Below are 16,685 nucleotides of genomic sequence, written 5' to 3'. Positions count from 1 at the left end.
TGTCGCAATAAGTTTATAATCAGAATTTTATTAATTACTCGGCCAAAAATTTGAAGTAGATAACATATTAAACTCACCCCATATTCCTTTAGAGTGCGAAAAATCATCAATTTTCTTTAAAATTTGAGTTTCTTCTTTGGATAGCTTTATTTTATCTACAAAGGTATACCTCATTATATTCATGTAAACGGACCGAGCCTCCAATTGTGGTGTTTGTTGCTCTGATTCAACTTTTTTAGTTCCTTGATCTAAAACGGAAGTAAGTCTGCTTATCTCAACTGAATCTTTTCTTGTTGCAAGTAGAATACTAAGTTGCTTAAATAACGTAATGATCGTCTGTTTCTCATTGTTGCGTTTTTTCAAATTAACCACCCCTATAAATAATTAATAAATGAATTTTATTTAATTACCATTGAAGGTAGTATGAAATCATGGACACGATTTAGTATAATTCCATAATAGGAAGGATTGTGTTTTTATGACCAAGAAAAAGTACTCAGTAGATTTTAGAAAAATGATTGTCAAGCTGTACCAGGATGGCGCCCCGGTAGCTGATCTTACAGACGAATATGGTGTATCAAATGTAACTATTTACAAATGGATTAATCTATATAAAGAAGACAAAGGAAGTGGAATTTCCAAATCAGATGTTTTAGCGTTGCAAAAACGTTTGAAACAGCTAGAAAGTGAGAATGACATCTTAAAAAAAGCCTTAACCATATTCGCCAAAAAGTAAACCCAGATGACTGGCAGACAGCCGTTGATATTAATTTGAAGCACCATAGTATCAAAGAAACCTGTAAAGTACTCTCAGTTCCACGCTCAACTTACTATGAACATCAGCAGAATCATGTATCGCCACAAGCCAAGCGTCGTAAGACACTTAGCCAGTCGATTAAACGCATTTACTTTAATTCTAGACGTATCTACGGGGCACCTAAAATTCTAAAAGCGTTACAAAAAGAAGGTAAGACTGCCAGTATTAAGCTAGTTCAACGATTAATGCGCCAAATGGGGTTAAAATCAATCACGCGCAAGAAGTGGCATTATCAACAAACTAATGATATTGATGCGACTGATTATTCAAATATACTCGCGCAAGATTTTCGTACAACCAGTCCAAATCAAAAGTGGTGTGCAGACATAACTTATATTCACACCAAAGCCAATGGCTGGTGTTATTTATCAAGCATTCAGGATTTATATTCACGTAAAATCATTGCCCATAAAATCAGCCGTCATATGACTGCTGATCTTGTGATCAGCACTTTTCAACAAGCCTTTGAAACTAGAAAGACGACTAATAACTTAATTGTGCATACCGATCTGGGTAGCCAGTACCGCAGTGCTGGCTTTGAACAGATCTTAGCGCAACACCATATTCGCCATTCTTATAGCAAGCGTGGCTGTCCCTATGACAATTCATGTTTGGAATCATTTCACGCCAGTTTGAAAAAAGAAGAGGTTTACCAACACCATTATCAGGATTTTGAAGAAGCAAATGCTGCAATATTCAGCTACATTGAGAGCTTTTATAACAGTGCTCGAATTCACAGTAGCATTGATTATTTAACTCCAAATGAAAAGGAAAAATTAGTCGCTTAAATTATACATAAAATGTGTCCAGATTCTTGACCTAAATCCACATGTATATACTATTTCGGTTTTAGTCATAACATTCTTCATTTAATTTTATTAAATTTTCAAATTGAAGAAGCAGGCACACAAAAAATGCTTGCTTCTTTGGCAACTACCAATTGTTGCTTGACCACTTGTGCCATAAACCCCAGCAGCTCGGTTAACTCCACAATAAAAAGCTTTACTCCAATTAATTGAACAACCGTGTTTAGTACGAAAAAAGTACAAAAAATACCATCACCATAGTAATTTTGCCCTTGACCTTGATTAATTGTTACATGCTTAAAGTCTTAACTCTTTTCATCATTCAACGCTCTTTTCTGTATTTCTAACAACTGATACTCAGGATTAAAAAGTTAAACCCGACTTCTTTTTCTTACCTATTAAGTATAGGCGTCAAACTTTCACTTAACACATTTTAATATTAACGTTCAAAAGTTAACCATAATCGTTAAAAAAATCAGTATTTTTCTAAACCTTTTTATAATTCACTAAATTTTTTTGATGCCATTTCTGAATGTCATAGACTCGTTTTGGAATGGAACCGTTTTAATGTAAGCCGTCATTCTCCACACATCACTTTAACTTGTCACTAATGAAGTCTATTTTAATTTGAGTTAGAATGAATGTAACAAATATATATAAAGGGAGTTTTTACATTGAATGAAAAAGCTTGTACAACTGTTTTAGTCGGCAAAAATGCTTCCATTGACGGTTCAACAATGGTTGCCCGTAATGATGATACCTTTTTGCCAGTTGCTCCACACCGTTTTTATATGCATCCTGCAGAAAGTGACATCAACGAAACCATCACTTCTTCACAGAACGGTTTCACAGCCAAACTGCCAAGTAACGGCTATCGTCACAGTGCTGTTCCTAACATTAATCCTGCCAAAGACGGCATTTATGACGAAAGTGGCTTCAATGAAAAAAACGTTGCAATGAGCGCAACCGAAAGTGTTTATGGCAATCCAAAGGCCCTTGCTTATGATCCTTTGGTCGTTGATGGATTAGCGGAAGACAGTATGCCAACCATGGTGTTGCCTTACATTGATTCTGCTAAAGACGGTGTTGCTTATTTAGGCAAATTAATTGCCAAATATGGCTCACCTGAAGGAAATGGCGTTATTTTTAGTGATAAAAATGACGTTTGGTACATGGAAATTGTAACCGGCCATCACTGGGTGGCACAACGTATCCCAGATGATGCGTACGCAGTTGCTGCTAACCAGGTTGCCATTCAACAAATCGACTTCAATGATCCTAATAACTTTATGTGGTCAGAAGGAATCCAAGCATTCGTTGAAGAAAATCACTTAAACCCTGATAAAACTGGTTGGAATTTCCGTCATATCTTTGGCATTTCAACTGAAAAAGACCGTCATTACAACACACCACGTGTTTGGTTTGGTCAACATTACTTGAATCCAGAAATTGAACAGGATCCTCAATCAGCTGAATTACCTTTCGTTTGTCATACAGAACACAAAATTTCTGTTGAAGATGTTGGTTATATTTTAAGTTCACACTACAACGAAACACCTTACGATCCGTTTGGCCATGCCGATGATAAGGATCGTTTGAAATTCCGTCCGATCTCAATGAACCGGACTCAAAATTCACATGTTCTTCAAATTCGTAATAACGTTCCTGAAGAACTATCCGCTATTTTCTGGTTAAACTTTGGTGTCCCTGCATTCAGTCCATACGTCCCATTCTACAACAACGCTACTGACACAGACCCAAGTTACAGCAACACTTCAGAAACAATGAATTTGGATGATGCTTACTGGATGTATCGTGCCTTGTCCTCTGTTGTGGAAGGCCATTACAGCAAGTTCATTCAAGAAGATGTTGATTACTTAACTGCTTCACAAGAACAGTTACGTGCTCGTGTAGCTGAAATTGACAAAAAGGCTGCTAGTTATTCAGGTAACGAATTGACTGAATACTTAACAGATGCTAACCACGAAACAGTGGCAGCCATGAAGAAACGTACAATGAAACTGTTCTACCATTTATTAACTGAAGGTTTAACCCTTTCCAAATTAACCTTTAATATGGATAAGAACCTTTAATTAAACACCGCTTCAAATATATTTACGAAATCAAAAAAATCAAGCCATTCTCTAAATGAGAGTGGCTTGATTTTTTTATATGTGTTATCTATTTTTCAACATGTGCCCACTTGTAATCATAAGGAGCACCCGTTGGATGATAGACAATTCCTTTAACCTTAGTGTTAACAAGTTGAGTTTGCACCGCTTGATACAGTGGCACAACTGCTTCTTGTTGCATCAAAAGTTTTTCTGCTTTAACGAAATCTTCATAACGTTTCTGTTCGTTATTTGCATCTTTACCGTTGGTTGCCGCAACCAACTTGTCATATGTCTTATTTGAGAAACTACCATAATTATAGGTATTGCCAGTTGTTTCAAGTTGTGCAAATGTTAATGGATCTGTGTAATCACCAATCCAGCGAACAACCGTCATATCAAATTTGCCGCCAAGTTGAGCACTTTGCGCACCTTTAGTTGGCAATGAACGTACCGTAACTGTTGCCCCCGGTAAGTTTTGTTCAACTGTACTTTGAACTGCTTCAGCAACCTTCTTTTGTGCATCATCGTCACTGACAACTAATTCAAAGTTGACCTTAGTTTTACCTGTTTGTTTGAGACCCTTTTGCCAATACTTTTTAGCTTTGGCAACATTGTATTCAACAGCTTCTGAAACATTCGCATCCTTTGTAAAGTCAGTGCCTGTCTTCGAATTTTTAACAAAACTAGTTGGCATAAAACCGGTAGCTGGTGTAGATCCATCGGCTAAAACTTTTGAAGTTAGCGTTTTTCGATTAACAACTAAAGAAATTGCTTTACGAACGTTCACATTGGCTGTTGCTTTACCCTTCTTGAAACTCATCGCAAGATAAGCCGTTTGTCCTTGTTCATATTTCACAAATGCTTTATTGCTCTTTTCCTGACTGGCTTGTTCACCAGAAAGCAACGCATCATCAAGTTTACCTGATTGATATAAATTTAAAGCTGTATTTGGATCTTTAACAACCTTAACAGGAATTTTGCTTACTGCAACATTTTTCTTGTCCCAGTACTGATTATTTTTAACCAGTTTCCAACTCATATTAGTGCCAGTCCAACCAACCATCTTAAATGGTCCACTGTAAACCATATACTTGCTGGCCGTTCCATATTTGGAACCGTACTTTTCAACAGCTTTTTTATTTTGTGGGAAGAAAGTTCCAAAGGCCATTAAATACTTAAAGTATGGTGTCGCATGTGTCAATGTAACTCTCAAGGTACGTTTGTTCAAGGCCTTAACTCCCAATTTATTTGGTTTCATCTTTCCTGCAGAAATAGCACTCGCATTTTTTACGTTTTGCATGATATAAGCATATCCAGCTTTAGTTTTAGGATTGACTGTTCGTCGCCAAGAATACACAAAATCTTGTGCAGTTAAGGCATCCCCGTTGCTCCATTTCAATCCCTTACGCAACTTAAAAGTATATGTTTTTCCATTATTTGTTGGTTTAACAACTTTTTCTGCAAGAGCGGCAACTGGTTTATTACCTTTTGCAACTCTATAAAGACCTTCTTCTGTATTGTTAACCATATTAAATGATGTTAGATCAGTGATTTGTGAACTATCTGTAGTTAATAAATCCGATTGCTCCATTACACTAAAACTTTGATGCTTAGCTTCGGAACTCTTTGCGCTCCCGCAGCCTGCCAATAATACTGATAAAAGAAGTGTCGCCGTGCCTAGCTTTTTCCACTTATTTTTCATAGTCAAAACTCCTTAAAAAATATTTTTGAAACTGTAAAACTATACAAAAAGAGGATAAAAAAGCACCCACCGTATCTTTCCTTAGAAAGCACGATGGGCAACTTTTTTATCCTCTTTTTAGTTCGCTAAAAAGTTATTAGCTAAAAGGTTAAAGTCACAGCACCGTGCACTTTAATAATTAAGCTAATAATGACTAAACTAATCAAGTTAACTAACTTATGTGTACGTTGCATGTGACTTCATCTCCCTTTGATTTAATAAACTTATTATAACGAGATAAAATGAGAAGTCAACATATTTTTTAATTTTATTTTAATTTTGCTTATTAAGCTTTAATTTAAGCATAGTTCAATTCAAAATCACTGTTTTCGTAAAAATGTAATTTATTCACGAATACGTAGTCGCTAGCTAGCCCTAAGCCAATCGGTAACACAAAAAACATGAGGGTAACCAAAATAAGTGAACCGGCTGTTACTTGCCCAATTCCGTTTAACGCCGCAATGGGTCCAATTAAACCTGAGAATCCAAATCCAGCACTCATTGCAGTTCCTTGAATGTTTAATACAGCACCGAGGCCACCCAGAATACCAGCATTAATCATAATTGGCACAATTAATTTTGGTCGTGACATGATGTTGGCCATTTGCATCTTGGGCGAACCAAGAAAATGGGCTAATGAGGTGCCAACTGAATTCACTTTCCACCCGTAAATTGCTAGGGCAAAACCGGCTGCCACAATACCTAAGTTGGCTGAACCAGCTGCGACACCATGAATACTAATGGCCGCGGCAATACCCACGGATGAAATGGGTGAAATAATTAAAAGTGCAAAGACAATTCCCAACAAAACCCCCATGACCAATGGTTGTAAACTAGTTAACTGCATGACACCGATACCGAGCAATTTGGTGATCCCACTAACCGGTCCTAACGTTAACGTACCGATTCCACCAGCAATCACAAGCACCAGCGTTGGAATCAACAAAATGGTATATGCTTTTAGACGTTTCCCTAATAATAAAATCAACGCATAACCAATCATAATTGTAATGGCAATGTTAATCACATCACCAGTTCCGCTCACATTAAAACCGTTTGTCCCAACTTTAAAGTTACCAGCTCCCATCACTGCGGCCAGTGCAATTGAAGTGGTTTGAATTGGTGAAAACTTCGCTAACATACCGACACACACTGCGCTCACTGCTGGTAATAGCGTCATGGCCGCATTAGTCATTGCCATAATGGTTCCACCAGCTGGAAAAACAGGCAAAAGTGCTGTTAACAATTGATTTAATAATGCACTAGGCACTAAAGCCACAATAATTCCGATTGATAATCCGTTTAACGTATTCATCACGACTTCTTTACTGATCGATTTCTTTACTTTTGTTTGCTCCATTTAGACTACTCCTCTAAGTTTTTTACTTTGCTGTTGCTACTGTTTGTTCAGCAGCATAGGTTTGAATACGTTTGATTGCCTTGGTTAAATCTTCCGTGCTGGCCGCATAACTGATGCGCACATAGCCTTCACCACCGGGGCCAAACGAAGCTCCTGGAATCACTGCCACTTTTGCTTTTTTAGCTAAGTCATAGCAAAACTTCCAACTGTCTTGATTTAACGTTGCCGGGATTTTAGCGAATAGATAGAATGCACCATTGGGACTAGCACAAGTAAAACCGGCTTTTGCCAAACCTTCTAGTAATAAATCACGCCGAGTTTGATAAACTGCCCGCATCTTCTGACCATCATCCATTCCATTTTCAAACGCTTCTTGTGCGGCAGCTTGTGCGTTGGTCGTGGCAGAAGTAATCGCAAACTGATGAACCTTACCAATTTGAGTAATGACATCAGCCGGTCCACATAGTAAGCCAATTCGCCATCCGGTCATGGCATGTGACTTGGAAACACCGTTCAAAACGAGTGTTTGTTCCGGTAAAATGCTTCCCATTGAAACGTGGGTTCCTTCATACGTTAATTCACTGTATATTTCATCACTAATCACAAAAATATCGTACTTTGCAATTACTGCAGCCAGTTTTTCTAGATCATCACGCTTATAGGTTACCCCCGTTGGATTATTGGGGAAATTAAGGACAACGGCTTTTATTGTGTCTTTATTCGCTTCAATTGCAGCTGCTAATTTTGCGGGTGAAAGAATAAAACCGTCGTCAGAAGTATCAATAAATATTGGTTTAGCTCCGTTTAGCATTGTAACCGGAATATACAGTGGGAAAATGGGTGTTGGGATAATAACCGTATCCCCAGCGTTTAAAATAGCTGTTAGTGAAGAATAAATGGCCTCGGTAGCACCAGTTGTGACTAAAATTTGTGATTCTGGTTTGTAATCTAGTTCATATTTTTGTTTCAAGAAATTGGCAGCCGCCTTGCGTAGTCCAATTGTGCCACGTGAATTTGTATAGTGACTTTCATTATTCTCAATACTGCGAATTGCAGCAGCTTTCACATGATCCGGCGTATTAAAATCTGGTTCTCCCAGCGTTAATTTAACAATGTCTGGAATCTCTGCAATTTCTTGATTAAATGCCAGAATTTCCGAAGGTGTCAATGCTGATACTTCTTTTTTCATATGATTAATCAATTTACTCATGTCCATTCCTCCTAAAAATATAAAAACCCCTCTTCAGTCATCATTAATGACTGAAAAGGGGTTCTCAGTAATACTTTTATATCCCCCGCACAGTCATTTAACGTGATCTGTGCGGCCGGTTTTAGTTCACTCTAAAACACTTTTGGCTTCCACAAATCACACATGGAAAAACCAAAAGTAATAACGACAACTATTCAATTGAGTTTGCTGTTTAATTTTCATAGTAAAAACTCCCTTGAATTAAAGATGTGTTTTTATCATACCATTTTAATTATTTTAATCAAGCTATAATTTGAACTTTTTTATTCAACTACCATTTGCTTGGATTCCAAGTACGGCCATCCACTTCAACCTGACTTTGAATCAGACGTTGTTGTTGCTCCTTAACTAAAGCAAGCAGTGCCAAATAAAAGGCTCGATCTTCATATTGTTTACTACTTTGTGATAATTCTTCAAGCTGCGTTTTTACCCAATCATTGGTATCCAAATTACTCATCCTCGTCATCTTTAATCATTGATAGCGTCCAACCCAATTCTTCCAAATTTTCACGATTATCCTGAATTGCGGTCAATATTTGGGGTAACTTTTGTAAATCAGGATTGACCTTAATTTTTTGTTTCAATTGTTGTTCAAACCAAAGTTCACGACCATGAAAACTTTCAAAATCGGTATTTGTTATATACTGCTGATAATTAACAACCAGCTGTTGCTTTTCAGTCTCAGACAAATAAGCAAACTGAAAGATGGTAAATGGCGGTAAATATGTCATCTGAGCCTTGTTTGCTAATGCTTGATAAGGTCGCAACAACTCAGATAAGGTGAATTGTTCACTACTACCTGCCTTAAAATCGCGTTGTGGATCACCAGTTGAAACCACAACTCCTAGTTCTTTTTGGGCCAATGCTTGTTGTGTTCCATAGACAAAATTACGAGTTAACACTTCATCTTCCCACTGTTTTAAAATGGCAGGTGCACTGTACCAATACAATGGAAATTGAAAAACAATCCGATCATGTGCTTTCAACAATGCCTGTTCATTGGAAACGTCAAAATGAGCTTGTTTAGGCGCTAAAACATGCCAAGTAACCTCACTCATATTAGCAAGACTAGTTTTCAAGAATTGTTGCGTTCCGGACTCAACTAACTTCGGATGAGCCACAATAATTAATGTTTTCACGAATTTTTACCTCTTGTTTAAAATAACTTAATTTGTCGTTTTTGATAGGCTGACCAAAGCTTTTTTTGCAGTGTTGGCCAAGCTAGTGTTGCAAACTGTTCAACGTTTACTATTTGACCCGCAAAATGGCTGAGATCAGGTTGATTTTGAAGTTCAGTACTCATCAATGTCACATGCCATTTTTGATGGGTAAATGTGTGTTTAACAACCGGAGCATCCACCAACTGAAGGTCAGTTTTAATTTCATTTTCAGCTGCAAATTTGGATTCAATTGTTTTACTCAACGTATCTTCATTCAAATCTGGATATTCTTCTTTCAGTTTATCTCCATCAATCAGTGGAAAGGTCCACAGTTTTGCCAATAGTTCATTACTTGCTCGTTGTTGAAACAAATAGCCTTGCGGTGTTTTAATGACCAAAGCAAAATAGTGTTTATCGACCGGTTTCAAACGTTTAGAACGGACTGGAAATTCATCCAACCGACCATCCAAATATGCCTGATTAAATTGTCGAACCGGGGAATGCGCATTATCGGAATTCTTAGCTGTCATAAAACTGGCACCTAAATCCATGATTGCTTGATTGAAGTCTCCTGGTCGATCTTTGGGAATAATTTTTCGAATAACTGTCTCAAATATACCACGAGTTTGCGGTTTCGTGATGTCTGCCTCAATTTCTAAAAGTTGAGAAAACACCCGAAAGGCGTTGCCATCAACAGCCGGTTCCGGTTGATTGAACGCAATGCTGGCAATGGCACCCGCAGTATACGGACCAATGCCAACTAACTCTTGTAATCCGGTCTTCATTTGAGGCCACTTACCATCATAATCCTGCAGTAACTGTTGGGCTGCTCGTTGCATATTTCGAACACGTGAATAATAGCCCAAGCCTTCCCAAGCTTTTAAAAGCTGTTCTTCAGGTGCTTGCGCAAGTTTTTCAACCGATGGAAATAAGCGCATAAACCTTTCATAATAAGGAATAACTGTATTAACCTGTGTTTGCTGAAGCATGATTTCTGAAACCCAAATATGATACGGATTCTGATCATGACGCCATGGAAGATCACGATGATTTTCGTTATACCAACCTAGTAAACTAGTTTGAAATTCTTTTATTGTCGTTTTCGACCATTCAATCATCCTAAAAATCCCTCATAACTTTCATTCATTCTCAAAGTAACGCTTATTGATTAAGGTTTCAGTATAGCGATAACTTTCGTATTTGCCTTTCAAAGCGCTTGTTTCCGTGCTAATCTCATTTCAAAATATACACTAAATTCTAAATTTTTAAAATCAATTACATCTTAGTTTATAAAGGTTGAAAGTATCAAAATCACTTCAATAACTGATGTTAAACGACTTAGCCTATAAAAAATAGTTTAAAATGCCGTCCTACGGCTCACCCGGTCTGGAACGGGGTGGGCACGATTTGAAGCCAAGAAGAACGCTTGTCTTCAAACTCGGCCTTATCCTAAGTAATAAATTACTAAGGATAATTTCACCCCTGAGACCAATCGCCTCCGGACTAAGAACGTTTTAAACATTAATAATGTGCTGCAACACTGATATCAAAGTTGTTATATTTGTGTGTTGATTGCAAAGATAAGATTTAGTCTGGAAGCAAATGGGCTCAGTAGTGACATTTATCTTAGCGGTCTTCGCTTAGATAAAGGCCGATCTTAGAGACGTGTATTTCGGCTCTAAGTCGTGCCCACTACGTTCCAGCCCAAATTTGCTGGAAGACGGCATTTTGATCTAATTTTGTTACCAAGGACGCTTTCATATCAGGCAACAAGATGTGTTTTGGGTTTTCAACCCTTAGTTAGTTTATTAAAAACCACCTTGTAGGGAAAATTTAAATATGCTAGACTACTAACTATATTTACACGGAAGGAAGCACGCTCATGTCAGTCACACTCATTAATCCTAATGCTGACTACCTCGAATTTGCGGGGATTATTTGTGCGGAAGCATACATTTTGAAGGCTAACGGGACAAGTCTGCCCATTTTTAACCCTCAATCTAACTATGCGACCACTCAAATGCGTGCTTAACTATTAGCCACAATTGAATTTCTTTAAGGCGGGCGCACTTTGACCCCGCCTTTTTTTGATGGTCGCTATACAAATATAGGAGTGACATCATGGAAACTAAATTCACAAATCATTTATCTGTTAAACGTACCATTTCTGCCAATTACCATTACAGCTTCTGGGCATTCTTCAGCATTACCAGTCTCTGGGTAATCTACTTAACTCAACATGGTATGAGCCTCATTCAAGTTGGATTACTTGAAAGCATTTTTCACATTGCTAGTCTATTATTCGAAGTTCCTTCTGGCACACTAGCCGACCACTTTCCTTACAAAACTGTCCTGATCTTAGGCAGAGTTATGGCCATCATATCAGGCATTCTCTTCTTGTCGGGCGCTGGTTTTTGGTGGTTTGCACTTGCTTTTATCATTCAAGCCTTTTCCTATAATCTCAATTCTGGTACCAATGAAGCTCTTGTTTTTGAAACGCTTAAAGCTGATCACCTAGAAAAACACTATTTAAAGATTACCGCCAATCTCAATGCTATTTACGAATTAGCTGACATGCTAGGCTTAATTGTGGCTGGATTCTTTGTTCACTGGCACTTTTCATTGACATACGTCATTTATATTTTTACATCACTTTTAGCGATCGGTGCCATTTTACGTATGCAAGAACCTCATTCTCAAGAAAAAGCAGAAGTTGAATCAGCAACCAGTTTTGCGATAATCGTTAAAACCAGTTGGCAGTTTTTAACAAACCATCTCCTTGTTGCCGGATTAATGTTATTTTTAGCCTGCTATGAAGCAATTGGCACAACTTACTTCTTTTATTTTCAGACGCTAATGACGCAGTATCATTTTACCGGCTGGCAAATCAGTGCTGTAATTGTCATTGCTGCTTGTTTTAACATTGTGGGCGCCAAAAGTGCGCCCACACTTGAAAAGCACTGGTCCAAACACCGGCTTATTTTGGGACTGGTCAGCATTATGATTATGGGCTTGTTAGTAAGCATCATTCAAAACATTGTCGTTTTAACCGTTTGTTTTGTCTTGATTGGTTTAGTAACCGCCGTGGTTGAACCCATATTCAATGATTTTTTACAACAACAAATCCCATCAAACGCGCGTGCAACCCTACTTAGCGTCATGAGTATGATGTTCAGTTTAGTCATGATTATTTTATTTCCAGTTGTAGGCGCATTGATTACTTGGGTACATTTCAGTTCGGCATTCTTTCTAATTGGTATTTGTTTGCTACTAATTGGCTTAGGAATCATCGTTAGTCATTTTGTGAAAGCTAACTAAACTACAAAAACATTAGTCACCATAAAACTAGTTTGAACCCCTGTCTTGCGTAGCATATTCGATTACCATTTCAACAAATAAAGATACCAAAGACTGTGGATCAATCGAAGAATTATAGACAAATGATTTTCCTGGTAAAACAATAATATGGTTAAAGTATTGCTTTAACACCGTGTCGGAATTAAACGTAATTAAATAAGTTTTATCTAATTTATTAAGTGATTCAGAGAGATACTTTTTGAAGTTTTCCTCGTTGCTACTAATTGAGAAGAAAACAAAAGTATCATCTTTATTCATTAAACCATTCCAGTGTGAAGCAGTAATGTAATCATTAGTATAAAGGCTCGGTCTATTTAAATCGCGCAATCCCATTGAAAGCTGCTTTGCCGGAAGTGCCGAGTAGTAAAGGCCAAGTAAATAGTTCAGCCTAGAAGTTAATAAATCATTTGCAAAATCGATAATTATTTGTTTATCAATTTGTTCAAAGCTGTTAACAACTTTAAGATAGCGCCTTAAGTAATCTGATTTATTACCGTTAGGACTCTGCTGTTGTGATAAGAATTCCTTTAATTGAAATTTAAATTCTTTAAATCCCGTATAGCCTAATTTTTTGCAATATCTTTGAACCGAGGCCACCGAAGTACCAGAATCTGAGGCAATTTTTTGGATAGTAAGTAGTTGAATATGAATTGGATACTTCAAAACTACATCGTATATTTTCTGATCAGATTTGGATAAAGTATCATTTTGAGGTTTCAAAAATTCTTTTAAGTTCATTTAAGTTCATCTTTTCTTTCTTGTTTAATGTTAATTCTATCATATTTTTTGTAATTTTTATTTTTTATCATTATAAGAGGTTACATTCGGTGATATTATGAATTTGTAAAAATTAATAAATATTATGATAAATTTATCAATTATCAAAATTTAATGGAAATTTATCTGTTGAATTGATTCTTAATTGATGCAAGGAGATTATAAAAATGACTAAAGAATTACCAAAGAATTTTTTATGGGGCGGTGCCACTGCTGATTTTCAATATGAAGGTGGATATGCTGAAGGTGGTCGTGGTCCCTCGACGCATGATTATGAGACCAATGGCTCACCAGAGCATCCCCGTCACCATACAATGAAAATGCCAAACGGAGATACCATTAATCTCAAAAGTTCTTTTCTTGATGCTGAAGATGTACCAGAAGAAGCCAAACCAGTTTGGTTAAAGGATCAATATTATCCTAGTCATCAGGCCGTTGATTTCTATCATCACTATAAAGAAGATATCAAATTAATGGCTGGAATGGGATTCAGCGTTTATCGTTTTTCAATCGCTTGGAGCAGAATCTTTCCCAATGGTGAAGAAAATGAGCCCAACAAAGAAGGATTGAAATTTTATGATAATGTTATTAGTGAACTAGAAAAATACCATATTCAACCACTAATCACTATCTGTCACGATGAAATGCCCGTGCACTTAGCATTAAAGTACGATGGTTGGAGCTCAAGAAAAGCGATTGAACTTTATGTAAAATACGCCAAAGCATTATTTGAACACTTTGGAAGCAGGTGTAAATATTGGCTTACTTTCAATGAAATTAATGCCGTTCGTGGCTTTGGTCCCAGCGGTGTTCATAAAGCAACAGGATTAAAAAGATATCAAGCTGCTCACAACATGTTTGTTGCCTCAGCTAAGACCGTTAAGCTTGGTCACAAGCTAATCCCAGGCAGCCGATTTGGTACAATGTATGCATTAAGCACTTGTTATCCTGCTACTTGCAAACCAGAAGACGTCTTTCATAATCAACAAGAGTTGCGTGAAAATTGGTATTTCGTTGATACAATGGGTAGAGGTTACTATCCCAGATACGCTGACGAAATTTTACAGCATCATGGAATTAAAGGACTTAGTGAAATTAAGATGGATTCAGCTGATCAACAAACCTTAAAAGACGGTCAACTAGACTTCATTGCTTTTAGTTATTACCGATCCAATATCTCTAAAGCTGGAGATAAGTGGTTTAATGTTGGTGGTTCGGCTAATCCGTATCTTGAAAAAACGCCATGGGGCTGGGGATTGGATCCACTTGGCTTGCGTTACACCATGAATATGATTTACGATCGCATTCAAAAACCAATCTTCATTGTTGAAAATGGCATGGGTGCAATTGATAAACCAGACGAAAATGGTTTTGTGGAAGATGATTATCGAATTGACTACCTTCAAAAACACCTATCAGCAGTGGCTGACGCTATTAATATAGATAAAGTACCATGTATCGGTTACACCATGTGGGCACCTATCGATCTAGTTTCTCTTTCGACTGGAGAAATGAAAAAGCGTTATGGCTTTGTATATGTCGACATGGATGATTTAGGTCACGGTAGTTTAAAGCGCATCCCTAAAAAATCTTATGCCTGGATGAAACACATCATTGAAACCAATGGTAAAGCTTTAGATGATTAACTGGTAAAACACAGTCAGACAAAAAATGAAAACATTAGACTAAAACCATAAATAAATATAAAGACCCAATGATTCCAAAAACGAATCATTGGGTCTTCTTTTATCTTTTATAGCTGAAACGTGTTAGAAAGAGCAACTTTCTCCGCTGCCATGTTTCTTGCGGTCCGGGCTGCGACCACAAGAATGGTCAACGCCCGCAACATCCAGGATTATTAGCGCTGTTGGCTAATAATCTTCCTTACTGTGGAGTAGTTAGCACAAAAGACCCAACGATTCCAAAAACGAATCATTGAGTCCTCTTTTATCCTTTATAGCTGAAACGTGTTAGAAAGAGCAACTTTCTCCGCTGCCATGTTTCTTGCGGTCCGGTTTGCGGCCACAAGAATGGTCAACACCCGTAACATCAAAGATTATTAGCGCTGTCGGCTAATAATCTTTCTTAATGTGGAGTAGTTAGCACAAAGACCCAACGATTCCAAAAACGAATCATTGGGTCTTTATGCTAATGCTCGAAAGCTATACGCTCTTTCTAACACTCTTTTTTACTTCAACAACTTTTCAGCTGCTGCCTTCAAGTCGGAATCATTCATATCTTCCCACTTTGCCGCCTGTTCAGATGTCTTATCAGTATTATGATTATTACTTTCCATGACTTTGTCCCACATTGCATCTCGCAATGGTGTTGCATCGTCACTCCAATCAAAAATATCTTTGGTTGCCGTGTCTAAAAGCGCGGTTTTTTCTACATAAGCTGTTGCTGCCATATCAAAAACCTCCAATTATATTTTTGGGTGAAGCACAACAATCCTCCGTAGCCACCAAGTACCACATTCAAATTGCTGTGTAGTCTGTCTTTTAGTTTAGATTACCCCAACACCCTTGTTATAACACTAATTTTGAAAACTGGCGCAAAAAAGCACTTTTTATTTTCAATGTTTCAAAAAAGCTTAATCGTTTTCCACCATGGAAATCGATTAAACCTTTTCTTAAAATTAAGCTTTCACAGCTTCGTCATCAAACAATGGTGTGTTAATTGTTTCGATATACTTAGCAGCTTGAGGTTTTGCATATAATTCTTCATCATCTTTCACAAATAACTTTAAACCTGCCAATTGTGTCATAGCAGATTTTACTGCTGCTGGTTCCAATCCGTCATTCACATACTTTAACTTAATGTGGCGTACCTTACCGAGACTGCTTACAAATTCCATATCTAATTGTTTCATAGTTGTATCCTCCTTGATTTTTCTGTACATAGTAGTTATGGGGGTGGGATTTAATTAATTTAGTTGTTTACAATTTTTTCTGTAGTGGTTACTGTAGCAAAATCAAATTTATCGTTTGAAACTGCTTCGAGTACATTGCCCAGGCCTTTAATTTGATCATCTGTGACAACCTCTGGCATATTAGCGAAGCTGCGTTTGAGACCATCTTCATGACCTTCTCCTGACATTGTTACTGCAACAGCAGTCTTTAACCAATTCTTTTCCATTTTGATATCCTCCAAGTTTTCGGTTCGTTTTAGTAAGTGTCGCGACGGCTTACATATACTAATAACGTTTCAGGATGCCAAATGTAAACAAAGAAATAAAAAAAGAATCAGAAATTTCTGATTCTCTAGTTTAGGCTGTTGATAAATCTAGCAAGAACGCCCTCAT

At 37.4% G+C, this 16,685-nt stretch carries 17 protein-coding genes; 6 read left to right on the top strand and 11 right to left on the bottom strand.

Annotated elements, in window-relative coordinates:
- Positions 1-30 precede the first annotated feature (30 nt).
- Positions 31-363 carry a bacteriocin immunity protein gene (locus tag AB3219_RS04035; RefSeq protein ID WP_216753903.1) on the bottom strand — a complete coding sequence of 111 codons (333 nt, stop codon included), beginning with the start codon at positions 361-363 and terminating at the stop codon, positions 31-33.
- Positions 364-478: 115 nt separating this feature from the next.
- Between AB3219_RS04035 and AB3219_RS04030 the strand changes: the two genes are divergently transcribed.
- The 3 genes from AB3219_RS04030 to AB3219_RS04020 all read left to right on the top strand — a co-directional run bounded on the left by AB3219_RS04030 (position 479) and on the right by AB3219_RS04020 (position 3,716).
- A complete protein-coding gene (locus AB3219_RS04030) occupies positions 479-736 on the top strand; it encodes a transposase (protein WP_017866964.1) in 258 nt (85 codons plus the stop codon).
- Positions 721-1,605, top strand: coding sequence for an IS3 family transposase (locus AB3219_RS04025; protein WP_105782191.1), 885 nt, complete (start codon positions 721-723; stop codon positions 1,603-1,605). The genes AB3219_RS04030 and AB3219_RS04025 overlap by 16 nt, the downstream gene beginning before the upstream one ends.
- A 692-nt stretch (positions 1,606-2,297) precedes the next feature.
- Positions 2,298-3,716 carry a C69 family dipeptidase gene (locus tag AB3219_RS04020; protein ID WP_216753902.1) on the top strand — a complete coding sequence of 473 codons (1,419 nt, stop codon included), beginning with the start codon at positions 2,298-2,300 and terminating at the stop codon, positions 3,714-3,716.
- Between the two features lie 88 nt (positions 3,717-3,804).
- Here AB3219_RS04020 and AB3219_RS04015 read toward each other — a convergent pair whose 3' ends face one another.
- The 6 genes from AB3219_RS04015 to mutY all read right to left on the bottom strand — a co-directional run bounded on the left by AB3219_RS04015 (position 3,805) and on the right by mutY (position 10,365).
- On the bottom strand, positions 3,805-5,439 hold the full coding sequence (locus tag AB3219_RS04015) for a peptide ABC transporter substrate-binding protein (protein ID WP_216753901.1): 1,635 nt from the start codon (positions 5,437-5,439) through the stop codon (positions 3,805-3,807).
- Positions 5,440-5,776: 337 nt separating this feature from the next.
- Positions 5,777-6,838: a PTS sugar transporter subunit IIC gene (locus AB3219_RS04010; RefSeq protein ID WP_216753900.1), complete on the bottom strand. Its 1,062-nt coding sequence runs from the start codon at positions 6,836-6,838 to the stop codon at positions 5,777-5,779.
- A 22-nt stretch (positions 6,839-6,860) separates the two neighbouring features.
- A complete protein-coding gene (locus tag AB3219_RS04005) occupies positions 6,861-8,048 on the bottom strand; it encodes an aminotransferase class I/II-fold pyridoxal phosphate-dependent enzyme (RefSeq protein WP_216753899.1) in 1,188 nt (395 codons plus the stop codon).
- A 310-nt stretch (positions 8,049-8,358) separates the two neighbouring features.
- Positions 8,359-8,544 carry a hypothetical protein gene (locus tag AB3219_RS04000; RefSeq protein ID WP_216753919.1) on the bottom strand — a complete coding sequence of 62 codons (186 nt, stop codon included), beginning with the start codon at positions 8,542-8,544 and terminating at the stop codon, positions 8,359-8,361.
- Complete coding sequence (locus AB3219_RS03995) at positions 8,537-9,226, bottom strand: NAD(P)H-dependent oxidoreductase (protein WP_216753898.1); 690 nt, start codon at positions 9,224-9,226, stop codon at positions 8,537-8,539. The genes AB3219_RS04000 and AB3219_RS03995 overlap by 8 nt, the downstream gene beginning before the upstream one ends.
- 17 nt (positions 9,227-9,243) lie before the next feature.
- Positions 9,244-10,365 (bottom strand): A/G-specific adenine glycosylase, encoded by a 1,122-nt coding sequence (gene mutY, locus AB3219_RS03990; RefSeq protein ID WP_216762693.1) that lies wholly within the window; start codon positions 10,363-10,365, stop codon positions 9,244-9,246.
- A gap of 764 nt (positions 10,366-11,129) precedes the next feature.
- On the opposite strand from mutY, the gene AB3219_RS03985 reads away from it, so the two are divergent.
- Positions 11,130-11,279, top strand: a complete 150-nt coding sequence (locus AB3219_RS03985) for a hypothetical protein (protein WP_216762692.1) — start codon at positions 11,130-11,132, stop codon at positions 11,277-11,279.
- A gap of 89 nt (positions 11,280-11,368) precedes the next feature.
- Positions 11,369-12,565, top strand: coding sequence for an MFS transporter (locus AB3219_RS03980; RefSeq protein ID WP_216762691.1), 1,197 nt, complete (start codon positions 11,369-11,371; stop codon positions 12,563-12,565).
- Between the two features lie 27 nt (positions 12,566-12,592).
- Here AB3219_RS03980 and AB3219_RS03975 read toward each other — a convergent pair whose 3' ends face one another.
- Positions 12,593-13,342 carry a MurR/RpiR family transcriptional regulator gene (locus AB3219_RS03975; RefSeq protein ID WP_057805003.1) on the bottom strand — a complete coding sequence of 250 codons (750 nt, stop codon included), beginning with the start codon at positions 13,340-13,342 and terminating at the stop codon, positions 12,593-12,595.
- A gap of 206 nt (positions 13,343-13,548) precedes the next feature.
- Here AB3219_RS03975 and AB3219_RS03970 point away from each other — a divergent pair, with 206 nt between their 5' ends.
- On the top strand, positions 13,549-15,027 hold the full coding sequence (locus AB3219_RS03970; RefSeq protein WP_216762690.1) for a glycoside hydrolase family 1 protein: 1,479 nt from the start codon (positions 13,549-13,551) through the stop codon (positions 15,025-15,027).
- A gap of 542 nt (positions 15,028-15,569) precedes the next feature.
- Here AB3219_RS03970 and AB3219_RS03965 read toward each other — a convergent pair.
- The 3 genes from AB3219_RS03965 to AB3219_RS03955 all read right to left on the bottom strand — a co-directional run bounded on the left by AB3219_RS03965 (position 15,570) and on the right by AB3219_RS03955 (position 16,519).
- Entirely contained in the window at positions 15,570-15,791 is a 222-nt protein-coding gene (locus AB3219_RS03965; RefSeq protein WP_057750945.1) for a hypothetical protein, read from the bottom strand.
- 228 nt (positions 15,792-16,019) lie between these two features.
- Positions 16,020-16,253 carry a DUF2922 domain-containing protein gene (locus AB3219_RS03960; RefSeq protein WP_216753893.1) on the bottom strand — a complete coding sequence of 78 codons (234 nt, stop codon included), beginning with the start codon at positions 16,251-16,253 and terminating at the stop codon, positions 16,020-16,022.
- Positions 16,254-16,312: 59 nt separating this feature from the next.
- Complete coding sequence (locus AB3219_RS03955; RefSeq protein ID WP_057807640.1) at positions 16,313-16,519, bottom strand: hypothetical protein; 207 nt, start codon at positions 16,517-16,519, stop codon at positions 16,313-16,315.
- Positions 16,520-16,685: the final 166 nt, after the last annotated feature.

The organism is Pediococcus ethanolidurans (assembly GCF_964062635.1).
Classification (GTDB): domain Bacteria; phylum Bacillota; class Bacilli; order Lactobacillales; family Lactobacillaceae; genus Pediococcus; species Pediococcus ethanolidurans.
This window is presented reverse-complemented; position numbering and strand designations above follow the sequence as displayed.